Annotated in this window: 25 protein-coding genes (1 of these 25 running past the window's edge); 12 read left to right on the top strand and 13 right to left on the bottom strand. The window is 37.2% G+C overall.

Features of this window, described 5'->3' with window-relative positions:
- The first annotated feature begins 4 nt into the window (after nucleotides 1-4).
- Together ACJJVU_RS04310 and groL are read left to right on the top strand one after the other, a co-directional pair.
- A complete protein-coding gene (locus ACJJVU_RS04310; protein ID WP_405222654.1) occupies nucleotides 5-355 on the top strand; it encodes a four helix bundle protein in 351 nt (116 codons plus the stop codon).
- 53 nt (nucleotides 356-408) lie between these two features.
- Nucleotides 409-2,040 (top strand): chaperonin GroEL, encoded by a 1,632-nt coding sequence (gene groL / locus ACJJVU_RS04305; RefSeq protein ID WP_298330604.1) that lies wholly within the window; start codon nucleotides 409-411, stop codon nucleotides 2,038-2,040.
- Between the two features lie 312 nt (nucleotides 2,041-2,352).
- Here groL and ACJJVU_RS04300 read toward each other — a convergent pair whose 3' ends face one another.
- The 10 genes from ACJJVU_RS04300 to xrtF all read right to left on the bottom strand — a co-directional run bounded on the left by ACJJVU_RS04300 (nucleotide 2,353) and on the right by xrtF (nucleotide 9,318).
- Nucleotides 2,353-3,120, bottom strand: coding sequence for a heavy-metal-associated domain-containing protein (locus ACJJVU_RS04300; RefSeq protein WP_405222650.1), 768 nt, complete (start codon nucleotides 3,118-3,120; stop codon nucleotides 2,353-2,355).
- A gap of 5 nt (nucleotides 3,121-3,125) precedes the next feature.
- Nucleotides 3,126-3,998 carry an NHL repeat-containing protein gene (locus ACJJVU_RS04295; RefSeq protein ID WP_405222647.1) on the bottom strand — a complete coding sequence of 291 codons (873 nt, stop codon included), beginning with the start codon at nucleotides 3,996-3,998 and terminating at the stop codon, nucleotides 3,126-3,128.
- Nucleotides 3,999-4,082: 84 nt separating this feature from the next.
- On the bottom strand, nucleotides 4,083-4,709 hold the full coding sequence (locus ACJJVU_RS04290) for a heavy-metal-associated domain-containing protein (protein WP_405222644.1): 627 nt from the start codon (nucleotides 4,707-4,709) through the stop codon (nucleotides 4,083-4,085).
- Between the two features lie 39 nt (nucleotides 4,710-4,748).
- Complete coding sequence (locus ACJJVU_RS04285; RefSeq protein ID WP_405222641.1) at nucleotides 4,749-5,519, bottom strand: hypothetical protein; 771 nt, start codon at nucleotides 5,517-5,519, stop codon at nucleotides 4,749-4,751.
- A 154-nt stretch (nucleotides 5,520-5,673) separates the two neighbouring features.
- Entirely contained in the window at nucleotides 5,674-6,090 is a 417-nt protein-coding gene (locus tag ACJJVU_RS04280) for an HYC_CC_PP family protein (protein WP_298330618.1), read from the bottom strand.
- 104 nt (nucleotides 6,091-6,194) lie between these two features.
- Nucleotides 6,195-7,226, bottom strand: coding sequence for a transporter (locus tag ACJJVU_RS04275; protein ID WP_405222638.1), 1,032 nt, complete (start codon nucleotides 7,224-7,226; stop codon nucleotides 6,195-6,197).
- A gap of 106 nt (nucleotides 7,227-7,332) precedes the next feature.
- Entirely contained in the window at nucleotides 7,333-7,713 is a 381-nt protein-coding gene (locus ACJJVU_RS04270; protein WP_339849836.1) for a hypothetical protein, read from the bottom strand.
- Between the two features lie 30 nt (nucleotides 7,714-7,743).
- A complete protein-coding gene (locus tag ACJJVU_RS04265; protein ID WP_144785074.1) occupies nucleotides 7,744-8,310 on the bottom strand; it encodes a DUF3347 domain-containing protein in 567 nt (188 codons plus the stop codon).
- A gap of 35 nt (nucleotides 8,311-8,345) precedes the next feature.
- On the bottom strand, nucleotides 8,346-8,777 hold the full coding sequence (locus ACJJVU_RS04260; RefSeq protein ID WP_405222633.1) for an exosortase F system-associated membrane protein: 432 nt from the start codon (nucleotides 8,775-8,777) through the stop codon (nucleotides 8,346-8,348).
- Nucleotides 8,770-9,318 (bottom strand): exosortase family protein XrtF, encoded by a 549-nt coding sequence (gene xrtF / locus ACJJVU_RS04255; protein ID WP_035335733.1) that lies wholly within the window; start codon nucleotides 9,316-9,318, stop codon nucleotides 8,770-8,772. Before xrtF ends, ACJJVU_RS04260 begins: the two co-directional genes overlap by 8 nt.
- 33 nt (nucleotides 9,319-9,351) lie before the next feature.
- Between xrtF and ACJJVU_RS04250 the strand changes: the two genes are divergently transcribed.
- Nucleotides 9,352-9,807 carry a GAF domain-containing protein gene (locus tag ACJJVU_RS04250; RefSeq protein WP_013751147.1) on the top strand — a complete coding sequence of 152 codons (456 nt, stop codon included), beginning with the start codon at nucleotides 9,352-9,354 and terminating at the stop codon, nucleotides 9,805-9,807.
- Between the two features lie 76 nt (nucleotides 9,808-9,883).
- Here the strand turns inward: ACJJVU_RS04250 and ACJJVU_RS04245 are convergent, their stop codons facing one another.
- Nucleotides 9,884-11,146, bottom strand: coding sequence for an ABC transporter permease (locus tag ACJJVU_RS04245; protein ID WP_405222629.1), 1,263 nt, complete (start codon nucleotides 11,144-11,146; stop codon nucleotides 9,884-9,886).
- A 170-nt stretch (nucleotides 11,147-11,316) separates the two neighbouring features.
- On the opposite strand from ACJJVU_RS04245, the gene purH reads away from it, so the two are divergent.
- The 6 genes from purH to rodA all read left to right on the top strand — a co-directional run bounded on the left by purH (nucleotide 11,317) and on the right by rodA (nucleotide 18,467).
- Nucleotides 11,317-12,849 carry a bifunctional phosphoribosylaminoimidazolecarboxamide formyltransferase/IMP cyclohydrolase gene (gene purH, locus ACJJVU_RS04240; RefSeq protein WP_405222626.1) on the top strand — a complete coding sequence of 511 codons (1,533 nt, stop codon included), beginning with the start codon at nucleotides 11,317-11,319 and terminating at the stop codon, nucleotides 12,847-12,849.
- 109 nt (nucleotides 12,850-12,958) lie between these two features.
- Nucleotides 12,959-13,987 carry a rod shape-determining protein gene (locus tag ACJJVU_RS04235; protein ID WP_013751144.1) on the top strand — a complete coding sequence of 343 codons (1,029 nt, stop codon included), beginning with the start codon at nucleotides 12,959-12,961 and terminating at the stop codon, nucleotides 13,985-13,987.
- Between the two features lie 14 nt (nucleotides 13,988-14,001).
- Nucleotides 14,002-14,847, top strand: coding sequence for a rod shape-determining protein MreC (gene mreC, locus ACJJVU_RS04230; RefSeq protein ID WP_013751143.1), 846 nt, complete (start codon nucleotides 14,002-14,004; stop codon nucleotides 14,845-14,847).
- A complete protein-coding gene (locus ACJJVU_RS04225) occupies nucleotides 14,837-15,343 on the top strand; it encodes a hypothetical protein (protein WP_013751142.1) in 507 nt (168 codons plus the stop codon). Before mreC ends, ACJJVU_RS04225 begins: the two co-directional genes overlap by 11 nt.
- Complete coding sequence (gene mrdA, locus ACJJVU_RS04220; RefSeq protein WP_405222621.1) at nucleotides 15,340-17,208, top strand: penicillin-binding protein 2; 1,869 nt, start codon at nucleotides 15,340-15,342, stop codon at nucleotides 17,206-17,208. The genes ACJJVU_RS04225 and mrdA overlap by 4 nt, the downstream gene beginning before the upstream one ends.
- Nucleotides 17,208-18,467 (top strand): rod shape-determining protein RodA, encoded by a 1,260-nt coding sequence (gene rodA, locus ACJJVU_RS04215; RefSeq protein ID WP_405222618.1) that lies wholly within the window; start codon nucleotides 17,208-17,210, stop codon nucleotides 18,465-18,467. The genes mrdA and rodA overlap by 1 nt, the downstream gene beginning before the upstream one ends.
- 91 nt (nucleotides 18,468-18,558) lie before the next feature.
- On the opposite strand, the gene ACJJVU_RS04210 is transcribed toward rodA, so the two are convergent.
- Complete coding sequence (locus tag ACJJVU_RS04210; protein ID WP_108877033.1) at nucleotides 18,559-18,816, bottom strand: Rv0909 family putative TA system antitoxin; 258 nt, start codon at nucleotides 18,814-18,816, stop codon at nucleotides 18,559-18,561.
- Between the two features lie 138 nt (nucleotides 18,817-18,954).
- Between ACJJVU_RS04210 and ACJJVU_RS04205 the strand changes: the two genes are divergently transcribed.
- Nucleotides 18,955-19,785, top strand: a complete 831-nt coding sequence (locus ACJJVU_RS04205; protein WP_405222614.1) for a DMT family transporter — start codon at nucleotides 18,955-18,957, stop codon at nucleotides 19,783-19,785.
- Between the two features lie 104 nt (nucleotides 19,786-19,889).
- Here the strand turns inward: ACJJVU_RS04205 and ACJJVU_RS04200 are convergent, their stop codons facing one another.
- Complete coding sequence (locus ACJJVU_RS04200) at nucleotides 19,890-22,751, bottom strand: M16 family metallopeptidase (RefSeq protein WP_405222611.1); 2,862 nt, start codon at nucleotides 22,749-22,751, stop codon at nucleotides 19,890-19,892.
- Nucleotides 22,752-22,919: 168 nt separating this feature from the next.
- Between ACJJVU_RS04200 and dinB the strand changes: the two genes are divergently transcribed.
- Both dinB and ACJJVU_RS04190 read left to right on the top strand, forming a co-directional pair.
- On the top strand, nucleotides 22,920-24,140 hold the full coding sequence (gene dinB, locus ACJJVU_RS04195; protein ID WP_405222608.1) for a DNA polymerase IV: 1,221 nt from the start codon (nucleotides 22,920-22,922) through the stop codon (nucleotides 24,138-24,140).
- Nucleotides 24,141-24,181: 41 nt separating this feature from the next.
- Nucleotides 24,182-25,536: the 5' end (the start) of a DNA polymerase III subunit alpha gene (locus ACJJVU_RS04190; RefSeq protein WP_405222605.1), read on the top strand. It continues 1,678 nt past the right edge of the window; only the first 1,355 of its 3,033 coding nucleotides appear in the window; its start codon is at nucleotides 24,182-24,184; its stop codon lies beyond the right edge, outside the window.

The raw sequence follows: 25,536 nt of genomic DNA, 5'->3' as shown, positions 1-25,536 counted from the left end.
GGCTATGAGAGATTTTAGAAAGTATAATATTTGGGAGTTAAGCCACAAACTTACTTTAGATATTTATACTGTTTCTAGAGAATTTCCTCAAAATGAAAGTTATGGCATTGTATCACAAATACGAAGAGCATCAGCTTCAATACCAACAAATATTCCTGAAGGGTGTGGTAGAGATAGTGATGCAGAATTCAACCGCTTTCTGACAATAGCAATGGGATCGGCAAGCGAAACAGAATACTTACTTATTCTATCAAAAGATCTTCAATATATAAATGATGAACATTTTGAAAATCTAAATTCAAAAGTGAACATTATCAAACAGAAGATTTATTCTTTAAAACAAAAATTAAAATAACAGCTTAAAGCTTATTGCATACAGCATAAAGCTTTTCGCGAAAGCAAAGGAAAATGGCAAAAGACATAACATTTAATATAGAAGCACGCGACGGTTTAAAACGTGGTGTAGATAAACTTGCAAACGCAGTAAAAGTTACTTTAGGACCTAAAGGTCGTAACGTGATTATTTCAAAATCATTTGGCGCACCACAGGTGACTAAAGATGGGGTAACAGTTGCAAAAGAAATTGAACTGGAAGACGCTCTAGAAAACATGGGAGCTCAAATGGTAAAAGAAGTAGCTTCTAAGACTAACGATCTTGCTGGAGATGGTACAACTACCGCTACAGTTCTTGCTCAGGCAATCGTTACTGAAGGACTTAAAAACGTTGCTGCAGGAGCAAATCCAATGGATCTTAAGCGCGGTATCGATAAAGCTGTAGAAGCTATCGTTGCAGATCTTGAGAAGCAAACTACTAAAGTGGGTAACTCTTCTGATAAAATCAAGCAAGTAGCATCTATCTCTGCAAACAATGATGATGTAATAGGTGATCTTATTGCTCAAGCATTTGGAAAAGTAGGAAAAGAAGGTGTTATTACTGTAGAAGAAGCAAAAGGAACAGAAACATATGTGGACGTTGTAGAAGGTATGCAGTTTGACCGTGGATTCCTTTCTCCTTACTTTGTTACTAATAGTGAGAAAATGAGTGCAGAACTTGAGCAGCCATATATCTTACTTTTTGACAAGAAGATTTCAAACATGAAAGATTTGCTACCTGTACTTGAGCCTGTAGCTCAAACTGGAAAGCCACTTCTTATCATTGCGGAGGATGTAGACGGAGAAGCACTAGCAACATTAGTAGTAAATAAATTACGTGGAGCTCTTAAAATTGCTGCTGTAAAAGCACCAGGTTTTGGAGATCGTCGCAAAGCTATGTTAGAAGACATCGCAATTCTTACTGGAGGAACTGTAATCTCAGAAGAGAGAGGTTTCACTTTAGAAAATGCTACACTTGACATGCTAGGTACGGCAGAAACTGTATCTATAGATAAGGACAACACTACGATTGTAAACGGAGCTGGAGATTCAAAAGTTATTAAAGCTCGTGTAGGTCAAATCAAATCTCAGATTGAGACTACTACATCAGATTACGATAAGGAAAAACTTCAAGAACGTCTAGCTAAACTTGCTGGAGGTGTTGCTGTACTATATGTAGGTGCTGCTTCTGAAGTTGAGATGAAAGAAAAGAAAGACCGTGTAGATGATGCTTTACATGCAACTCGCGCAGCTGTAGAAGAAGGTATCGTAGCCGGAGGTGGTGTTGCACTTGTGCGCGCTAAGAAAGCTCTTGAAAAAATCAAAACAGAAAATGCAGATGAAGCAACTGGAGTACAGATTGTAAATCGCGCTATAGAGGCACCTTTACGTACTATCGTTTCTAACGCTGGTGGTGAAGGAGCTGTTGTTATTTCTAAAGTTATGGAAGGCAAAAAAGACTTCGGTTTTAATGCTAAAAATGGCGAATACACAGACATGCTTAAAGCTGGTATTATCGATCCTAAAAAAGTAACACGTGTAGCCCTTGAGAATGCTGCATCTGTTTCAGGAATGATTCTTACTACTGAGTGTGCTCTTACAGATATTAAAGAAGATGCACCTGCAATGCCTCCTATGGGAGGTGGCGGAATGCCAGGAATGATGTAAGTCGCATTGCGACAAACTTTATTTGAGTTACCTCTGGGTATATTCAATAAAAAACCTCTGCTTTTCGGCAGAGGTTTTTTTATGTTTGATGTTACGCTTTCGCGAAAGCGTACTACTTCTTTTTAAAATATTGCCAGACAGAAACTGCAATCATCACTACTAGAATTGGTAGAATAAAAATCAAATCATACCGAACCTCAACTCCATAATCGAGATGCTCATCTGTCAGATATACTTGAATATTATATTCCCAAATTATATAGAAAACTACTAACACAATGGTGCAAATCTGGGCAGTGGTAAACTTTAACTTCATACAAATCTTATAAGCATAATAATTGCCATTATGATCATAATAGCATTCTCAATAAAAGTTGCTTCTGTCATAGGTAGCTTTAAAGCTGTGCCTAAACATGCGCATTGAATTTCCTTTTTACTCAACAGTGTTTTAGTCACACCCACCGTGGTAACACCAAGAATCACAATGGTAGCTATAAGTGCTATTTCTACTTGAAAACGCATTAAAAACATAAGTCCTAGTACGGTTTCGATAAACGGATAGACTTTACCATAAGCCGGTATTGTTCGAGCCAGCGGATCATACATAGAAAAGCTTGTTGAAAAGCCTTTAAGATCTAGCATTTTAAAGAAGCTAAAGACAATATAAAAAAGCCCCATAAAATCTAGCATACCAGACTGCCAGCTGGCTTCTTTATAATTGAGCAATACAGATGCTACAGTGATGTAAAATAATATCAAAAGCAACGGTTTGAGTTGGTGCAATTTTGACTCTTCAACTACTTGCGCAGCTGACTCACTATTTACAAACACTCCAGAACTACTCTCTTGCTTTTCACTTATTGCTTTCGAGACCTTCTTAGATGACAAGCTATATTTTTCTGGCAAAGCATCTTGTAGTGTCTTTATAGAAATGTGATCAACCATCGTGAGGATAGCTTCTTCATCTTCTAGAGACACAATTACATTTGCTACACCATCAATATCGCCTAGCTTTTTTTCTACACCTGCTCTGCAACCATTACAGGTCATTCCCTTTACTGTATACGCTTGCTTTATCATAGTCATTAGTGATTATGGTCATCATGGTGTTCCTCCTCAAGAGGAGCTTCTACGAGCACTTCTTTTTGCTCATATACACTCAGTGACTTCCCTTTATAATTAGTTACATATAACATATCACCTACCAGCAACATATCTGTAGGTTTTAAAATAGCATCATTAATTTCTTGTTTAAAATTTCCTTCATGATCAAAAATTAAGACTCTATTATTCTCAAAGTCTGTAGAGAACACTTCTTTGTCTGAAACGTAGATACCAGTGGCTGCATTCATCTTTTGATCTTCCCCTACTGTCATCAAGTGATTTCCTTTTTTATCAAATTTTTGAAGTCTATTGTTATAAGCATCGGCTACCCAGAGGGCGTCATCTGTAATTTGCACGTCTGTAGGATAGTAAAAATCTCCATCTGCCTTACCCTCTTTTCCAAATGAAGACCAAGTCACACCATCTTCAGTATATAAAATACGATTGTTATAAAAATCTGCTATAGCTATCGCATTACCTCTAGCATCTATACCAGCAGGTGCATCAAGACTATCGGTTATTGCGATAGCCTTTTTTGTAGCTCCTAACACAGACAGCACCTCATCATTACCGTATTGCGGGATATATACTATACCAGCATCTGTTGCGATATGCATAGGTCTATCTAGGGAATCTATAGATTGCTGTATATCTCCATTAAGATTTACTTGAACAACCCTATTGTGATCTCCATCACTTAACCACAGTCCATTTTGATCTTGTGCAATCCCAATCGGGTTTATACCTTGAAGATTAATTGTCTTGGTATGTACCCAAGCGATTTGAGTTTTTGGTTCCTCTTTACAGCTATATAGAGTGAGAGCCGCAATGAGTATAATGTATAAATTTTTCATAGTTATTTGTGTTTAAAAAAGAGAGGCAGCGGCATGTTTATCACATAACTGCCTCACTCGTCTTTACCTTAGGGGTGAAAGACACTATTGTACTAAGCGCTCATATTTACAACAAGCCGGAAGATTGTCATAAGCTCCTACTGTTGCTTTATGAGCCTTTGTATCATGACCAGCCTTAGCTATTTCTTTTTGTATCGCATCTGTTGTTGTCTGACTATTATCAAAGCTAACTTCTAACATTTGATTATTCTGATTCCAAGCAGCGTCTGTTACTCCTTCTATACCGTTTGTAACTTTTAAAATACGCGCCTCACACATTCCACACTTACCTGCTACAAGCATTTTCTGAGTTTTTACAATGCTCTCTTTTGTAAGCTTTGTAGTATTCGTTTCAGATAATTCTACTTCGCCATCAGCTCTAGTGATTTTTGAGGTAATAGGTGTATATCCAGCTTTTTCTACTTGTTTTACGACAGCATCCATCGCAAGTGCTTTTTCTGCAGGATACTCAAAACTAAAGTCGCCTGTTTCAATATCGATAGCTACTTTCTTTATTCCTTTAAACTCTTTGAATTTTTTCTCTAACCCGTATGCACAGAATGGACAACCTAGGCCGTCTACCTGCACTTCAAATTGATCCATTTCCTTTTGCGCATGCACACCCATAGTGGTAAACAAGGCTATTACTAATATTGATATTATTGTTTTCATAGTATTTAATTTAATTCTCTATATGAGATACTGTTATTATTAAAGTATAAAACGTGTTCCTAGGTATATAGAATATTTCCTCTCTACTGCCTCAGGAACGTTTTGGCTAAGCGGTACTTGAACCCCTGCTTCCCATGTCCATTGTTTTCTTGCATATTGAATTCCTTGAGCATATAGCAATTCAAATTGATCACGCTCTAAAAACCACTCGCTAGAATATTCAAAATATAAATTGAGCTGATTAACAGGATACGTAGGTTTAAGCAATGGCAATCCAAATCCCAATTTATATACCAACTTATCAAGAGATCCATCTGGCATCCAGCTATATCCTGCTTCATTAGAAATACCATATTTGAGCGATTCATAACCTGCTACCACACCATAATACCCTGAATATTTACCGGTACTTATACCCTCAATATCGAGAGCTTCTCCGGTAGGTAAGGTCTGTAATGTTTTGGCAACCATTCGGAAGGTTTTTCCCGTTCCATCTTTTCTATAAAATTGATATTTACCTACAATGTTAATGTCTCCCAATGTACTTCCGCTTCCACGAAAATCATCATAATCATAAGTTACGTAAGGTAAATGCACCGCTACGAGCGTGTTTGATGTAGGTAAATAATGCAGCATAAGCGGTACACGAGTTGCTGTCCCGTCTTCTAAAACGCGTATTTCGGTAAGTGTTTTTGCTATAAAACTTCCGCCACCTAACATAATAGGTTTATCTGCGGTAAGTGGAGGTCCTTGTGAGTACGCTTTCGCGAAAGCGAATGTCACCAATAATAATATAAATATTTTTTTCATTGTGATTCTCGTTATACCCAAAGATTGGGTAATTAATAATAAAAGTGTAGTTACAAAAAGAGTAACTAGCTTATATTTCTATGGCATAAAAAACCATAGTGGAATCCCAAATGCGCAATGATATTGCACGAAGAGATACCTGTGTATACAGGTATTAAATTAGGTATTGATTGTAAGCAACTTGATAATCTGTAATTATCAAGGGAGGAGGGTGACTTGTGACCGATGCAGAATGTTTATCTGCTTCTACAAAAAGATATGTATAGCTGTAGGTGAAAGCTTTTAAAAATACGAGTTGATCTGTAGTAAATTGATCAAATTGCATTTTGAGCTCATCTTGACCTTCAAAAACGGTTTGCTCATTCTTGCAGCATCCCATTTTTTTGTAAGTGTCTTTGCCATACTTAGCGTCTAAGGATTGCATCATCTCACAAGGAGCAGCTTCACCAAAAATCGCCACATCAATTAAGTGATCTCCACAATAGTGCTTATCTACACTAAAAGACATCGTAGATCCTAGCACTAAAAGCGCTAAAAACAAAGATGTTATTTTATGGAAACCGTTTTTCATTAATGCAAAAATAAATAAAAGCCAAATAACAATGGTGTTACTTGGCTTTATAATAACAATTACTGTGCCTATATGATCACATATTAATTATATAGGAGCACTGATTATAATGAGTATTGTAGTCCAACTGTCACAGTCTCCTTGCGCTTGAGCTGCACTCCATTTACATCTTGTAAGAGAGGTGTAGCTACTTCAACACCTAAACGTACATTCTTTAATGCTCCTTTATAAGCGTAAAGATTAAATCCTAATCCCCCATCTATATAAGTACCACCAGAGTTTCTAGTATCTGCAGTGATTACCATAAGCGGATTCAAATCTGGATTTGCGCCATCTATTTCTGAAACTACACTTCCTTTTACACGTGCAGAAAAACTAATCCAATCTGCCGTTTTATAAGCAATCCAGTTATCAAGGCTATATACATTGCCCAATCTATAATCGCGATCATTAGTCCCAGTACGGATTACTCCATTTACTTGATTTCCACCAGAGAATCTATCTGTTTGCCACAAATACGTTACCCCAAGAAGAGCATCTACGGTGCCGCTTCCTATCTGCATAGGATAAGGTAGTATTACTTCATTGCCATTAGATGCAGGAGTAACATCCATTTCATCTATACTTCCTGTAGGTAATGACACCCCTACTTTACCGTGTAACTGCTGTCTGTTTTTATTGAAAACAGTATATAAGGCCGATAATTTGAGATCTGTGATTCCGCTAGATGCTGTGCTAAATGTTCCTCCCATGGCTGTAAGGTGTTCCATATCCATAGATGTATATCCAAGCATTGCTGCAAGTGTAACTTTATCTGACACAGCATACATACCTCCTAGCATATGCATGTTCATAGGCATATCTGTAGGTGTAACCATATATTCTCCTCCATTAGGAAGTAATACACTATCAAAACTTACATCATCATTACCTCTCTTAAGATCATTCATTTGCATATTCATATATCTATATGAAAACATGAATTCTCCTTTTTTGTGAGTATGGTCACCCATAACAGATATAGGAGCATGCCCATCTGGACGATTACTTGACCATATTTGTGATAACTCTTGCTCTTGTGCGTATGTACTAGTAGCAACTACTGCGGCGAGTAGTGCTATATATAATTTTTTCATTTATTGAATTTTAAATATTGTGTATAGTGAAGTGAACGTACTCTTTTAAGTACGCTCATAAACTGCGAGACTAGCGATATTAAAAGACTAGTATCTCTTTATAAATTCAATAAGCTTTGGGTGGTGGATCTATGCGCTCTTGGAAGGTTTTAATACTTCCCAAATGATTTGGAAAATTCTCCTTAGCAAAAGTTATTGAGGTAGATGATATATCTACCTGATCTTCATTTTGATAAAACAATGGGTAAAAAGCCTCTACAATCTGTAGTTGCTGCCCTTGAGAAAGATCTTCTTGGTCTACATCTAGAGTGAGCTGCTTAGAAAGAAAACACTTACCATTACACTGCAAGGCTGGCTTATCTGTATTAACGCAATACGTTTCTACAATGTAATCTATATTAAGTTCATAATATAGCACATACCCCACGTTTATGGCAGGACGTAACGCAAAGAAAAAGAATATGACAAGTGCACAAGTAGATTTCAAAAATAAAGGCTCTCTATAGCTAATAGCAGTTTATTGCTGAATCTCCTTATCTACTACACCACACTTCAACATCTTATCACCGTAGTAAGGATTACGTATTTCTTTAGAATTAGATAACCAGTAAGCACCTTTACCTTCAAAAGCCATTGGGCAGTATTGCTTGTATATAGTGCCAGATGTAATCTCGCTAGATAAATATACCTCTACTTTTTTTGAAATATTTTCAAAAGCTACGCGTTGCTCTGCAGCATCCTTAGATACCGAGATAAGTGCAAGGTCATCATTTAAACCTCTTGTAATATCACTTTCAGTTTGTGATTCAAGTGTGCTCTTAAAGTTAGAAGCAATCTCTGCCGCTTCATAAGGATCTGTATTTACTAAAGCTCCTTTTAAACTCAAATAAGCTGCGTGAATTTGTGATGCTTCCTCTGTTTTAAATGTTACATCCTCAACAGCATCAGTCACATTTAAATCTCCATTTTCTGTCACTACAGCGTTTACACCTATTTGAGTAGGTGCGGTTTGTACGTCTGAAACTATTTGTTGTTTACACGACACAATCGCTAGAGCTGCTATTACTAATAAAGTGTTTTTCATCTTATAACATGTTAGGCTACAAAAATACACATACCCTATTTATCAACCTTACGGTAATAAAAAAAAGCAGGTAATAAGAGAAAAATTAACAATGGCTGTATCAAAAATCTACGCACGTAAAATAACGGGAGGTATTCTGAAGGATTATGATGATGCAATAAGTAGTAAAACGGCAATAATAATATCACCAAAACTATCAAGTAAAATATACTCGTGAATTTTAAAATACTCCTATCTGTAAAAACTGCCCATAAAATTCCGAGAGACAGTAGCATGTTAATGAAATATCTTAAAAGTACATTTAAAAAGAACTTCCCTTGCGCTAGTTCGGGCAATGCCTTATTCTGATAATCACCATGGAAGTAATCAATAAGCGGATCGTAAAATAGTTCGCTTTCGCGAAAGCGTACATACAACAATCCCAACAATAATAATCCACCTATCAGGACGCGGATTAACTTATTCATCCTTTACCGGTTTTTTATAGGAATTGATCCAACCTATCCATAACAAGAACACGGTACCATAAATTACCGCCGGAAAGATGGTTCCATGAAGTACATCTGCATATTGTGGATACTCATAAATACCTATGGTAAGTAATGCAATGCGCAAGACATTCATCCCGTAAATAAGTGCTACTCCTCCAAAAATGAATAAGAGCGTGCGCTTCATATCACCGAAGAATGCTAGCATGAATGAAATAAATAATAGCATTACACTTACAGCATTACAGCCTTCTACAACTCTAGCAAGCGTTTTTCCATTCATTGTGAGATTCATAGCAGGCTCCCATTTACTTGGCACCACTTGCATGTCATAACCTAATGATGTGATGACAGATTGACTTTGCCTGGCAACTGTATGTGTAATAATGTCGGGAAAATAGCGACTACTACCTCCGTAGGTTAAAAATAGTTGGTAAAGTACCACAAAAACCAAATAACTTCCTATGAAGATAATGAGAAATCGAAGTACGGACTTATATTTGCGTAGTAGTTTAAGCAAGGGGCGTATTTTAACGTCTAAAATACAAGAAAAATGGCTTTTGAAGATTTAAAAATAGAAGTAAGCCGCATCGCGGATAAAAAAGAAGATAGCGCTACAAGCAAAATGACTGCAATATGTGAGTTATTGCGCGAGCGCATAGAATATTATGACTGGGTAGGTTTTTACATGGCAAACCATGAAAAGCGCACATTACACCTAGAAGCATTTGCTGGAGAACCTACAGATCACACGGTAATTCCTTTTGGAAAAGGGATATGCGGTCAGGTAGCAGAATCTAATGCAAACTTTGTAGTGCCAGACGTAAAAGCACAAGACAATTATATTGCTTGTTCTATCACTGTAAAAAGTGAGATTGTTATTCCATTATTTAAAGATGGTAAAAATATAGGGCAGATAGACATAGACTCAAGTCATGTAGATCCTTTTACAAAGGATGACGAAGATTTTCTTGAGTTTGTAAATGTGCAAGTTGCAGCATTGCTATAAGAAGCACCTTCCACTAATTAAAAAGCCTCAATTCTAAATTTAGAATTGAGGCTTTTTTTTATAATATGTGAAGCTATTACATCCCTGTTCTTATTGCTTCTACAGGATCTAGTCGAGAAGCCCCTATTGCTGGGATAATCCCTGCGATGATACCTATGATAAATGTTGTGAAAAGTCCTAAGAAAATATTATCAAAAGATAATACAAACTCAAAGTCTCCCGCGATCTTAGAGACATCTAGCAGCCAGACGATGAGCTGGACCATGACAAGCCCGATAAACCCACCAAAAATAGATAACAATACAGATTCAAATAAAAACTGAAATAAGATGAAACGGCGCTTTGCTCCTAGCGCCTTCTGTATACCTATGAGGTTTGTGCGCTCTTTGACACTTACAAACATAATATTTGCAATCCCAAAACCACCTACTAGTAGTGCAAAGCCACCTATTAACCAGCCTACCGTAGTAAGCACACCTATAATCCCATCAATAGCATCTGTAAAACCACTAAGTCTATTGATAAAGAAATCACTAGTTTCTCCAGCTTTTATAGACCTACCTGCTCTCATTTTCTGCTCTGCGATGGCGTAGAACTCGTCTGCGTCTTCACCCTCTGCAGGTACGATGGTCATAGTCGGAAATGTAGATCTATTATTATCCCCATAAATACGTCTTATAATATTTACAGGAATTACTATTTTCTCATCTTTAGAATCTCCAAAGGCATTAATTCCCTGCTTCTTGAGAACTCCAATGATGGTAAACTTCCTGCTTAAGGTTTTTATTTGTTTTCCTATTGGATCTACACCTTCACCGAAGAGGTTATCACGCAAAACAGATCCTATGATTGCAACGGGAACACCGTTTGTGGATTCTTGTTCATTAAAAAAACGTCCATCTTCAAATTCTAGTTTTTCTATTTCAAAAAGCCCTTCGGTTGCATTATCTACTTGAACACTCTCTACCACTTTCCCTTCATAACTAATCTTTTGTGAAGGAATAGACATCGTGTAGTTTATAGCACCTAAGCCAGGCAGGTTACGCTGTAAGTTCTGGTAATCTTCATAAGTAACAAGCGGAAAACGCTCTCGCTTCCAGCGCGGAACTTCTGTGGGTCCAAAAGAGATATGAGCAATAATCATACTCTCCTGGTCTAGAGAAGAAAGACTTCCTTTAATGTCTTTTTCAAGCGAATCTACCGCTGCTAGCACCCCGATAATTGAGAAAATCCCAACCGTTACTCCCATCAAAGAGAGAAACGTACGAAGCTTGTTATTGCGCAATGCATTTACAGCAAATCTAAAACTCTCCCCTAAGGCTCTTAAATATATTAGCATTGATTGATTTTATCTAAAGATACGAGTAAGACGCCACACACTAAAAATTGTTACAAAGTCATGTCAATTTGTTAATAGAAACCCGAAACAAAAAGGCTTGAAATACCTATTTTTGAAGCTTTTAAAACCCATCCATTTAGGATCAACCAAAATCTATTAATTTTCTCACAATGAGCACAACAAAAAAAATAGGCGCAGCACTAATTTCAGTATTCCATAAAGACGGCTTAGCCCCTATCGTTCAAAAGCTACACGAACAAGGAGTAACCCTTTATTCTACTGGTGGAACAGAGAAGTTTATTAAAGATTTAGGAATCCCAGTTGTACCTGTTGAGGATGTAACTTCTTACCCTTCTATCTTAGGTGGACGTGTAAAAACGTTACACCCTAAAGTTTTTGGAGGGATTTTAAACCGTCAAGATCACGAAGGAGATGTAAAGGAAATGGAAGAATTTGAAATTCCGCAGCTTGATCTTGTTATTGTAGATTTATACCCTTTTGAAAAAACTGTTGCTTCTGGCGCGCCAGAACAAGATATTATAGAAAAAATAGACATCGGTGGTATTTCACTTATACGTGCCGCAGCAAAAAACTTTAAAGACACCTTATGTGTATCTTCTATGGAAGATTATGCAGAGGTTCTTGACATTATTACTGCAGGAAACGGAAGCACAACAATAGAAGAGAGAAAACGTTTTGCTGCAAAGAGTTTTGCCGTTTCTTCTCATTACGATGCTGCAATCTTCAATTATTTCAATACAGACCAAGAAATCCCGGTACTTAGACATAGTAAAAATGAAGGGAAGGCACTTAGATATGGAGAAAATCCGCATCAAAAAGGATTTTTCTTTGGAGATTTTGATGAAGTTTTTGAGAAGCTTCACGGTAAAGAATTATCATACAACAACCTGCTTGATGTAGATGCTGCTGTAAACTTAATTTCAGAATTTCAAGGAGAAGCACCTACGTTTGCTATTCTTAAACACAACAATGCATGTGGTTTTGCACAGCGTGACACTATGCACCAAGCATATGTAGATGCTCTTGCTGGAGATCCTACTTCTGCCTTTGGCGGAGTGTTAATTGCAAATGGAAACATAGATATTTCGACTGCAAATGAAATTCATAAATTGTTCTGTGAGGTAGTGATAGCGCCTTCTTACGATGCAGATGCACTAGAAATTTTAAAAGGAAAGAAAAACAGGATAGTCCTTACGCTCAAAAATATCGTATTACCTGAGACAACCGTGCGCACTTGCCTTAACGGAACACTCGTTCAAGGTCGCGATAACAAGACAGATGTGAAGGAAAATTTAACAAACGCAACAACCACTGCTCCTACAGATAAGGAGATAGAAGATTTACTGTTTGCTTCAAAAATATGTAAGCACACAAAATCTAATACCATTGTACTTGCAAAGAACAAACAACTTTGCGCAAGTGGTACAGGTCAAACTTCTAGAGTTGATGCCTTAAGACAAGCGATAGAGAAGGCAACCTCTTTTGGTTTTGATCTTAAAGGATCTGTGATGGCTAGTGATGCATTTTTCCCATTCCCAGACTGTGTTGAGATTGCAGATAATGCAGGTATCACATCGGTAATTCAACCTGGTGGATCTATTAAAGATCAACTTACAATTGATTACTGTAATGAGCACAATATCTCAATGGTAATGACGGGAACAAGACATTTTAAACATTAATATAAGTTTAAGGGAGTACGCTTTCGCGAAAACGTAATTTTACCCTTTAATATTTGTACATTTATACAAACGCGTAACTGCTAACATTTAATACCTCCACAATAACCCTATGGGATTTTTTGATTTTTTAACCGAAGATATAGCAATTGACCTCGGTACCGCAAACACACTGATTATTCACAACGACAAGGTAGTGGTAGATAGCCCCTCCATAGTTGCTAGGGATAGGACGACCAAAAAAATCATTGCTGTAGGTAAGGAAGCTGCTCAAATGCAGGGGAAAACGCATGAAAATATCAAGACAATTAGACCTCTTAAGGATGGTGTAATTGCAGATTTTGACGCGAGTGAACAAATGATTGCGATGTTCATTAAAGAAATCCCTGCGCTTAAAAAGAAATTCTTTCCACCAGCATTGCGCATGGTGATTTGTATTCCTTCTGGAATTACAGAAGTAGAGATGCGAGCAGTAAAGGAAAGTGCAGAGCGTGTAAATGGAAAAGAAGTTTACTTAATACACGAGCCTATGGCTGCGGCCATAGGTATAGGTGTAGACATCATGCAACCTAAGGGTAACATGATTGTAGATATAGGTGGTGGTACTACAGAAATTGCGGTGATTGCTCTAGGAGGAATTGTTTGTGATAAGTCTGTAAAAATTGCCGGTGATGTATTTACAAATGACATCATTTATTACATGCGCACCCAGCACAACCTCTATGTAGGTGAGCGCAGTGCCGAAAAAATTAAAATACAAATAGGTGCCGCTACAGAGGATCTTGAAGTTCCGCCAGAGGAAATGAGCGTTCAAGGACGTGATCTTCTTACAGGTAAACCTAAACAAGTGCAAATAAGCTATCGCGAGATTGCAAAGGCACTTGATAAATCTATACTTCGTATAGAGGATGCGGTGATGGAAACATTATCTCAAACTCCTCCAGAACTCGCTGCCGATATTTATAACACAGGAATCTACCTTGCTGGTGGAGGATCTATGTTACGAGGTCTTGACAAGCGTCTTTCTCAAAAAACAGACTTACCTGTTTATATTGCCGAAGATCCGCTTAGGGCTGTAGTACGAGGTACTGGAATATGCCTAAAAAATATTGCGAAGTATAAGAGCGTTCTCATTAAATAGAAAACTCTTAAGTTATGCATCAGATTATCAATTTCTTGATCAGGAACAAGCACTTCCTGCTGTTTGCATTTTTACTAATGCTGTCGCTTGTTTTTACGATACAATCTCATTCTTATCACCGTAGTAAATTTGTGAACTCTGCAAACTGGTTTACGGGTGGCATTTATGGATCTGTAACTAGTGTTCAAGATTATTTTAAACTCAAAACATACAACAAACAGCTTCTAGAAGAGAATGCCCGCTTACGCGAAATGTTGAAATCACCTAACGAGGATAATCTTGATCTTGAAGTTCTCACAGACATAACATCACCCATCCCGTCAGATAGTCTGCGAAAATTCTCTTACATTCCTGCAAAGGTTCTCAACAACAACTACGCAAAAACAGATAATTTTATTACTCTTTTAGGTGGATCACAAGATAGTATTCATAAAGACCAAGGAGTAATCACTAGCAAAGGAATCGTAGGTATTATTGATAAAACATCTTCTGGTTACAGTACCGTATTATCTATTCTCAACTCTAACTTTACCACAAGTGCAAAGTTAAGAGCGTCGGAACATTTTGGGACAATGCAATGGGATGGTGAGGACCCAAATATCGTTCAGGTTATTGACATGCAACAGCAAGCACCTGTAAAACTAGGTGATACCATAGAAACTAGTGGGAAATCGGCAATTTTCCCGAAAGGGATTCCTATAGGTACAGTAAACGAGTTTGTATTAGATCCAAGTAAAAACTTCTATACTTTATCTATCAAACTTATTAATGACATGACTAATCTAGGTCATGTGTATGTGGTAGAAAATAGCTATAAGAAGGAAATCATAGCACTAGAAACACAGCAAGATGAAGAATAGTGTCTCTGTAAATATTGCTAGGTTTGTAGCACTCATGATTGTGCAGATTTACATTTTTAATAATGTAAATCTCTTTGGGTACATCAATCCCTACCCTTATGTATTGTTTCTATTAGTCTTTCCATTTACAGCTAATAGAGCGTTATATATTTTTATCGCCTTCTTAACGGGACTTACGATGGATATGTTTGGTAATAGTGGTGGTGTGCATGCGGCAGCCTGCCTCTTCCTTGCATACCTTAGGCCGGTTGCTTTACGATTTTCTTTTGGAGTAAGTTATGAGTACAATGCCATAAAATTATCTAAGGTGAGTTTTTACGAGCGATTCATCTTTATTTCTATAATGGTGCTCATTCACCATTTAGTATTGTTTTTACTAGAGGTATTTAACATAAGTAATATACTCTACACCTTAAACAAAACGTTAGTCACTAGTATCTTTACTATTATACTTTGTTTGACTTTTAATATCCTTTTTAGCAGCCGTAACGAATGAGAAAACTACTACTCCTCTTTATTGTTCTTACTACTGGCGTACTCTTTATTGCTAGACTATTTTATCTGCAGGTGTATGACACCTCTGCAGCAGTTTTATCTGAGAGTAACGCTATAAAGCAACAATTTGAAATCCCACAACGTGGTCGTATTTACGATCGCTATGGAGAACTTTTAGTTTCTAACCAGCCATCATATGACTTAATGGCCATACCTAGAGAAATCAAACCTTTTGATACGCTCAAGCTATGCTCTTTATTAAACATTGATAAAGAAAAACTTGTAAAACAACTTAACAAAGCAATACATTATTCTCCTAGGCATCCTTCTGTTATAGTACCTACAATGTCACAAGAAGAGTTTGCATACTTAGGTGAGCAAATGCGTAAGTTTGAGGGTTTCTTTATCCAAAAACGATCTTTACGTGACTATCAGATAGACTTTGGCGCAAACTTCCTTGGTTACATTCAAGAAGTACACCAAGGGATTATTGATAAACAGCCTTACTATATAAGCGGAGATTTAATAGGACGACAAGGTGTCGAGCAAAAGTATGAAGAGCTACTAAGAGGTAAAAAGGGAATTAAATATCTTCAAAAAGATCGATTTAATCGTGTTATAGGCCCTTACAAAGAAGGCACACTTGATCAAGAACCTGAAGAAGGAAAGAACATATATCTTACCATAGATTCTGAACTTCAAAAATATGGAGAAGAATTAATGCAAGGTAAGCGCGGTGGCATTGTAGCCATTGAGCCATCTACTGGAGAAATTCTAGCACTTGTGGCTGCTCCCAATTATGACCCTGCTTTAATGGTAGGTCGTGAGCGATCTAAAAATTATTCAAAACTTGATAACGACTCTATTGCAAAGCCTCTTTATGACAGAGCATTGCTAGGAGAATATGCGCCAGGATCACCCTTTAAAGCACTTACAGGACTCATTGCACTTCAAGAAGGAGCGATTAGTCTTGACGATCGTGTGTATTGTAATGGAGGAATGCGATATGGTAGAGGAAGGACCTTTGGGTGTCACCACCATAAAAGCCCAGTACAGATGATCACTGGTATTGCTTACTCTTGTAATGCTTACTTTGGAACTGCTTACTTAAATACTCTCAATAAATACAATACGCCACAAGAAGGTATTGCTGCATGGCAAGGACACCTTAAAAGTTTTGGACTAGGAGATTTTATGGGTTATGACTTACCTATAGGAAGACCAGGTTTCATTCCAGGAGCGTCTTACTATAATAAAATCCATGATTACCCTAATAGAAGATGGGGAAGTGCCGCAACATTATCTAACTCTATAGGTCAAGGAGAGGTTGCCCTCACCCCTATGCAAATGGCACACTTTACAGCAACTATTGCAAATAGAGGTTGGTTTTACAGACCGCACATCATTAAAAAAATAGAAGGACAAGACACGATCCCTTCTCAATTTGAACAGAAAAATTATACCACCATAGATGCAAAACATTTTGAACCCGTGATACAAGGGCTTAATGATGTATATAATTATGGAACAGCAGCAAACTTAAAAGTACCTGGAATAGACATCTCAGGTAAAACAGGTACAGCAGAGAATTATGCGAAGATAGATGGAGTAACTACGCAGCTTACAGACCACTCCACCTTTGTGGCATTTGCCCCTAAGGATAATCCAAAGATTGCTATTGCCATTTTTGTAGAAAATGGGTACTGGGGATCTCGTTATGGAGGTCGCATAGCGTCTCTCATGATTGAGAAATACATCAACAGAGAAGTAACGCGTAAGGATCTAGAACAATGGATTCTCACACACACGCTTGAGGAAGAATATGCTAAACCATTAAGTGGCAAGCCTTTTAAAATAAATTATTAATGAGCCGTTTTACAAGGAATGTTGGTAGTTTTGACTGGGTACTTATTCTATTGTACTTAGCCCTCGTAGCTATAGGATGGGTTAATATCTACTCTGCTGCCTTTGATCCAGATACACAAGCTTTTACGAGTATGAATAACTTGTACTTTAAGCAACTTGTATGGATATTCTTAGGCTTTCTTATCATTACCTTTATTCTATTCTTAGACTCAAAATTCTTTGAACGATTCTCAAGTGTTATTTACATAGGCTCGCTGCTGTCATTAATATTATTGTTTGTTTTTGGAAAAACCATATCTGGAGCCACAAGTTGGTACAATCTGGGTTTTATGAGTATACAGCCGAGTGAATTTGCCAAAGCCGCTACCGCACTAGCGCTTGCCAAATACTTAAGCGATATACAGACCAATATAAAAACCATAAAAGATCAAGTACGTGCTCTTGCTATTATAGCAATACCAGCACTTATCATTATACCACAACCAGATCCTGGAAGTGCATTAGTTTATGCCGCATTTTTTTTTCCACTATATAGAGAGGGACTTGCTGCTAGTTATTTAATTCTAGGAGCATCTACGATTACGTTATTTGTGCTTACACTAGTTTTAGGACCTATTTATGTGTCTTTAATTGTACTTGTGATTGCATTGATATTATTTGCTAGAAATAGAAAAAAACGACCATCAAAACGTCTTTACATAGGCCTTGTCGCAGCCGCTTGTCTTTTTGCATTTTCTGTAAACTACATTTTTGAAAATATCTTCGAGCAACGTCACCGCGACCGTTTTAATATTGTTTTAGGTAAAGAGGTAGATGCAAAAAGTATAGGCTATAATACTCAACAAAGTGAGATTGCTATAGGTAATGGTGGATGGTTTGGAAGAGGGTTTCTAGAAGGAACACAAACCAAAGGTAAATTTGTACCAGAACAACATACAGATTATATATTCTCAACAGTAGGTGAAGAGTGGGGCTTCCTTGGGAGTACACTTGTAATCATCTTATTTGTAGTGCTCATTTTAAGAATTATTCAATTATCAGAAAAGCAGAAGAATGACTTCTCGCGAATTTACGGTTACAGCCTCGCAGGGATTTTATTCATTCACTTTGTAGTAAACATTGGGATGGTCATAGGTCTCTTGCCTACGGTAGGAATCCCTCTACCATTTTTTAGTTACGGAGGTTCGGGGTTATGGGGCTTCACTATATTACTGTTCATTTTTATAAAGCTAGATGGTAATAGAGTAAATGAGTGGTAATCTAAGTACGCTTTCGCGAAAGCATAAAAATATAAAGCATAAAAAAAGCGAGCATCACTGCTCGCTTTTTTCTTACACTAATAATGACTTCTTAGTTGTTATCGTCATCACCATTATAATCGTCTGTTCCCTCGATTTCTTCTTCTAGCTCCTCACCTGCTTTATCAATAGCATCACCAGTTTTTTCGGCTGCATTTTCAATAGCATCCCCAGCTTCTTCAAGTCCGTTTTCAATATCTTCTCCTGCTGCTTCTGCAGAGTTTTCAATTTTATCTTGAGTTGTTTCTCTACAAGAGATTGTTGAAAATGTAAATCCTACAAGTGCTAGTACTACAAATACTTTTTTCATAATAATGATTGTTTATTGGTTAGAGTGTAAAAGTACTGCTACTGTTCATTGAGCACTGTTAATGAGTAGTTACAATTAACTTATATTATTCATAATTTTAAGATTAATATCAGATACCTTTGCGGCAAAATTCTTCCAGTGATAAAAGGAGTTGTTTACATGCTTATTGCCGCATTTGCGTTTACGTGGATGAACTTACTGGCAAAATACCTAGAAGATTTTCACCCGCTACAAGTTGTATTCTTTAGATGCGTGGGCACCTTTATTTTTATTTTTCCTTACATGCTAATCAAGAAAGTCCCCGTTATAGGAAATAATTTTTCTTGGCTCATAACTAGAGGGATTTTGAGTTTTGTTTCTCTCGCTCTTTATTTTGTAGTCATACAGCGCATCCCATTAGGATCTGCCGTTGCCTTGCGATATACAGCTCCTTTATTTAGTGCCATCTTTGCGCTTTGGTTTTTAAAAGAAAAAGTAAAACCATGGCAATGGGTTGCGCTAGTAATTTCAGTCATAGGAGCACTGGTTTTAAAAGGAGTAGATTTTAGAATAGATACGATGAGTTTTATACTCATCATTATGTCCTCTGTTCTCGTAGGTGGTGTGTTTACCATCGTGCGTTATTTAGGGTCACGTGAGCACTTTTTAACCATAATCAACTACTTTATGGTAATCTCCATCATAGGAAGCCTTTTTTTTATACAACACTGGCGTATGCCTGTGGGTGTTGAGTGGTGGTATGTGAGTGGCATTGGGGTGTTCGGGCTTTTTGGACAGGTTTTCTTAACGCGCTCTTTTCAACTTGCAGATACAGCTACCGTAGCTCCCATTAAATACATGGAACTCGTTTACGCTTTAATCCTGGGCTACTTTCTATTTAACGAACGCTATGACACCGCTCCTCTTGTAGGGATGGGAATTCTAGTCATAGGGATGCTACTTAACGTATGGGTAAAGAGAAGAGCTTAGAAGATCTGTAGTATAAGTTTTATTTAGAATTACGCTTTCGCGAAAGCATAAAAAAAGCGAACTCCACCTAGAGTTCGCTTTTTATAATTAAGACATTTGAGTTTCTAGTTTTTCACTGGCTCTTTACTCTCATTCAAAAGTACTGGAGTACCATAACCTAGCTGCTCTAGTTTATCCATCTGTGTTTTCTTATCACCTACTATCAGGTATATCATTTTATCTGGATTAAGATATTTATCTGATAACTTCTTGATTTCTTCTACTGTCATGTTCTCTACAATAGCCTGGCGTTCCTTTATATAATCTGGAGATATACCCAGATTTGCAATATCATCTAGCATATTGAGCTTTGCTCCCATAGTTTCAAAAGCACGTGCTTGACTTTTTAATAAAAAGCTTTTAGATACGTCAAGATCTTGTTGCGTGAAGTTCTTCCCATAGTTTTTAAGAATATCCTTTACTAGCGCCGAAGATTCATAGGTCACGTTAGATCTTACACCACTTGAGATAGCAAAAGCTCCAGGAAGTGTAGATCCAGAAAAACCTGAACGTATGCCATAAGTGTATCCTTTTCCTTCTCTTAGCTCCTGCGTAAGTTGTGAGGCAAAACCGCCGCCACCTAAACGATAGTTCATCATTTGTGCTGGGTAAAAGTCCTTATCGGTTTCTGCCATTGCTGGGTATCCAAAACGAAGTACAGATTGCTTTGCATCTGGCACATCATAAAAATATACGTTAGACTGCTCCGGAGCCTTAGGAACGGCTACTACGGGTATTGTAAACTCTCTAGCTTTCCAGTTGTCATTAAGACCTGCGAGAACTGTAGTTGCTTTTTCTTTACTTACGGCACCTACCACCTGCATCTTAGCAACATTAGGAACTACATAATTGGTATAATAACTTTTTAAATCTTCAAGCGTGATTGCGTTTACAGAAGCTGGAGTTCCTAAGTTATTTTGAGCTAGCAAGCTACGCTCTCCATATATTAATTTATCAAATTGTATGGCTGCAATACTATTAGGATTTGCCTGTTGCTGCTCCAGACGACTTAAGGAACTCTGCTTTAATAAGTCAAACTCTGTCTTATCCCAACGTGGTTGCAAGAGGATTTCTTGAACCAACGCAATGGTTTTATCATAGTTTTTAGCCAGTGTATTACCTCCTATGTATATATTCTCTTTGTCTGAATACGTATAAATATTTGCTCCAAGGCTTTCAATCTCATTTTCAAGAGCTGCAGTAGTTTTTGTCGCAGTTCCCTTCATAAGTAAATCTGCTAGCAAACTAGAAACGCCAACTTTATTGATATCCTCTAGAAGTAATCCTCCACGTATATTCATCTGGAATTGTACAAGAGGCACTTCGTCATTTTCTATTCCATACACTTCAAGTCCAGAGGAGAGTTTGTCTTCCCAAACATTAGGAACAGCAACTTGAGCAGTGGTACCATATGCAGGCTCTTTACTACGATCAAAGGATGAAGGTGTACGCTCATAATCTGCTGCGATGCTAGCATCAAATGTTTCCTCTGCTCCTTCTACTATTTTTTCTTCCACTACTTGTGCAAGATCAGAATCTTCAAGTGCAAGTGCTGTTTGACCTATAGGCACAAAACTAGTAGCGATATAGTTTTTACCTTTTATATACTGCTCGTAAACACGTTGTACATCTTCCTTAGTCACCGCGAGAATACGATCTACATCTTCTGTGATGTATGCAGGATCTCCTGCAAAAATCTCATACTGTGCTAGCTGAAACCCCTTTCCTAATACACTTGATAAACCGTTATAAAACTGTGTTTCTTGCCCTGCTTTAATTCTGTCTAAATCTTTTTGTGAGATGCCTTCTAGCTCAAATTTTGTAAAAGCCTCATTAACTCCTACAAGTACATCATCAAGGTCTTTACCAGGATATGCATTGACGCTTAGACCAAATTCTCCGGCGATTTCGGAACCATAATTAAACATTCTCACCCCAGCTGTAAGCTGCTTTTCATCAATTAAAATCTGATTAAATGGAGCATTCTTTCCTTTAGAAAGATAACTAGCAAGCACTTCAAGTGCATAAGAGTCCTTATCATAATTAGGCACCGTAGGCCATGTCATTGATAATTGTGGTAATCTAGCAAAGTTATCTTCATAATACAGTCGCTTTGTATTTGCTACTGTTACTGGTTGCTTTTCCATCGCTGGAACTTCCTCTCCTCTTGGAATTTCGCCAAAATATTTTTCCACCCACTCCTTAGTTTGTGCAAGGTCAAAATCTCCAGCGATGGTAAGCGTTGTATTATTAGGCGTATACCAGCGATTATAAAAATCCTTTACATCTTGTAACGTTGCGTTTTGTAAATCTTCTAGCGATCCTATTACCTGCCAGTTATATGGATGGCTTTCTGGGTAAAGATTCTTCCCTACCACATAACGTGCATGACCATAAGGACGGTTATCTACAGACTGTCTTTTTTCATTCTTTACCACTTGCTTTTCTTTGGCAAGTACTGGGTCTGTTACCGTATTTATGAAGTATCCAAGCTTATCTGCCTCTGCCCAAATCATTTTTTCAAGAGCGTCTTTTGGCACTGTCTGAAAATAGTTTGTGCGATCACGACTCGTAGATCCATTTGCTCCAGAACCACCTATACGCGCGCTCATTGCATCTAGCCCTCCTTTTCCAAGGTTTTCAGATTCTAAAAATAATAAGTGCTCAAATAAATGAGCAAAACCTGTACGTCCTTCTATCTCTCTTGCAGATCCTACGTGTGCTGTAAGTGCTACTGCAACTACTGGATCTGAGTCGTCTTGATGTAAGATTACGGTAAGCCCATTATCTAGCGTAAACTTTTCAAATGGAACGTTGAATTGTGGGGTTTCCGCTTTCGCGAAAGCGGTATTATCTCCACCTTCTTGCTTACACGAGAATGTGATAGTTACCAGCGCTATGAAGGCTATAAGACGTGTGATTTTCATCGAAAATAAATTAAAATTAAAGAGGATCAAGATAACCAAAACAGAAACCGAAAAGTTGTTAAATAGTGTTAACGCAATGAATCTTGAATAACCAATGTTAATAACTAAAATAAGTTTACTCACGATTTAAATAGGAATATTTACATAATTTTGGATTAATTCTATATTATGCAACGTACAATAATTCATTTTGATCTTGATACTTTCTTCGTTTCTTGTGAGCGCAGGTTAGATAGTCGCCTTATGGGCAAACCCGTTATTGTAGGTGGTACTGGCGATCGTGGCGTGGTAAGCGCTGCTAGCTATGAAGCTCGCACCTATGGTGTACATAGCGCTATGCCTATTAAAGTAGCTAGACAGCTATGTCCTAATGGGATTTACATACGAGGAAATGGTGGTACGTATTCAAAAATGTCTAAAGAGGTAACTCAAATTCTACAAGAAGAACTTCCCGTACTCGAAAAAGCAAGTGTAGATGAGTTTTATGGTGATCTCACTGGGATGGATAAATTTTTTGGAGCCTATAAATATTCAAAAGAGCTTCGCCAGCGTATTATGCGAGAAACAGGTTTACCTATTTCCTTCGGAATGTCTCCTAATAAAACGGTATCAAAAGTAGCTACTGGAGAAGCAAAACCTAATAATGAGATTAAAATTGACCCTGGTTATGAAAAGGTCTTTCTTGCACCATTGTCTATCAAAAAAATTCCTTCGGTAGGACAGAAGACTTTTACTCAGTTTTGTAATCTGGGTGTACGCACGGTAGATCTTGTACAACAAATGCCTGTAGAAATGATGGCTTCTGTTTTTGGGAAAAATGGACGCATTATCTGGGAACGTTGTAATGGTATTGATGACAGCCCTATTGTTGAGTATCACGAACGTAAATCTATCTCTAGTGAACGCACTTATGGTCAAGATACTATTGATATGGTTAAGTTACATACTACTATAACTGCCATGGCAGAAAACCTAGCTTTCCAGCTTAGACGAGGCAACAAACTCACTTCTGTCGTAACAGTAAAAATCAGATATTCAGATTTTCAAACATACTCAAAACAGTTACGTGTGCCCTACACTGCTGCAGATCATGTTCTCATCCCAACCGTAACAGAACTTTTCAATAAGCTCAATAATCGTAGGATGCTTATTAGGTTAGTAGGCGTTCGCTTTGGGGGTCTTACAGAAGGGCATTATCAAATAGACCTTTTTGAAAATACTAATAAGACCGTAAATCTGTATAAAGCCATGGATGAATTAAGAAATAAATATGGTGATCATAGCGTGCGACGAGCAAATACTATAGGTGAAGGATCTAGGACTATAGGTAATCAAGGTAATCCTTTTAATGGAGAGCCTCCTATACTTTTAGCTCATAGACATCAGTAATAAATGACTCTTTATTTTATCAAAACCCCAAGTCTAAGACAATGTATCTCAATAATCACTCTTATTATAGTTTACGGTATGGAACAATTTCTGAGGAGGAATTACTAGACCTAGCGATACATGAAGGGTGTACTCATTTTGCACTTACAGATATTAATAATACATCTGGCTGTCTAAATTTTGTGCGTCGAGCAAAAGAAAAAAATATAAAACCTATCATAGGAGTTGATTTTAGAAACAATACGAAGCAATGCTACGTTGCACTCGCAATGAATAACCAAGGCTTCCTTGAGATAAACAACTACTTATCAAAACACTTACATAACAAAACTCCATTTCCAGACCAAGCTCCGCATTTTGAAAATGTAATCATTATTTATCCTTTTGAAAATGTAATGGAGCTAGGGAAAATAACTTTTACTGATAATGAATACATAGGTGTCCGAGCAAAAGATATTTACAAGCTCAAATTTTCCTCTCTTAATTCTTTATCAAAAAAGTTAGTTATTCTTCACACGGTAAGCTTTCGCGATAAGCGAGATTTTAACACGCATCGTTTATTAAGAGCTATAGATACTAATGTGTTACTTAGTACGCTACCACCTACAGATCAAGGAAGTCCTAATGACTTCATGTACTCACGAAAAGAGATTGCTCAGGTTTTTAAAGACTATCCATCACTTGTTGAGAATACAAATAACCTATTACAAAAATGTGACATTGATTTCAATTTCAGTAAAAATAAGCCCTCACAAAACTTAACTACACTATTAGAAAGTCCAGAAGCAGATTATAAAAAGCTACTTGAGCTTTGTGAAAAGGGGTTAAAAGAACGTTACGAAATCGTAGATAAGATAATTAAAGATCGATTAAAAAAAGAGCTTGATCTTATAAAGCATCTTGACTATGTCGCATTCTTTCTTATAAATTGGAAAATTATAGAATATGCTCGTAGCAAAGACTATTACTATGTAGGGAGAGGAAGTGGTGCAAATAGTATTGTAGCATACTTGTTACGTATTACAGATGTAGATCCTATAGAACTCGATTTATATTTTGAACGTTTTATGAATCTATATCGAGCTACACCACCTGATTTTGATATCGATTTCTCTACTTGGGATCGTGAGGATATAACCGATTATATTTTTAAAGAGTTCAAAGGAAATAACCAAGTTGCACTGCTAGGCTCTTATGTTACATTTAAACACAGTGGAGCAGTAAGAGAGTTAGGTAAAGTATTTGGGTTGCCTAAGTATGAAATTGACAAACTAAGCGATGGTCGCTATGATCCAAATAGTCTAGATGACATAAAAAAAATAGTTTTAAAATATGCGCAAGTATTACATGGCAGACCTAACTATACGAGTATACATGCTGCTGGCATATTGATTTC

The organism is Dokdonia sp. Asnod1-B02, from assembly GCF_045063955.1.
In the GTDB taxonomy this organism is placed as follows: domain Bacteria; phylum Bacteroidota; class Bacteroidia; order Flavobacteriales; family Flavobacteriaceae; genus Dokdonia.
The sequence above is the reverse complement of the archived record's forward strand: the minus strand, read 5'-3'. Positions and strand labels throughout refer to the sequence as shown.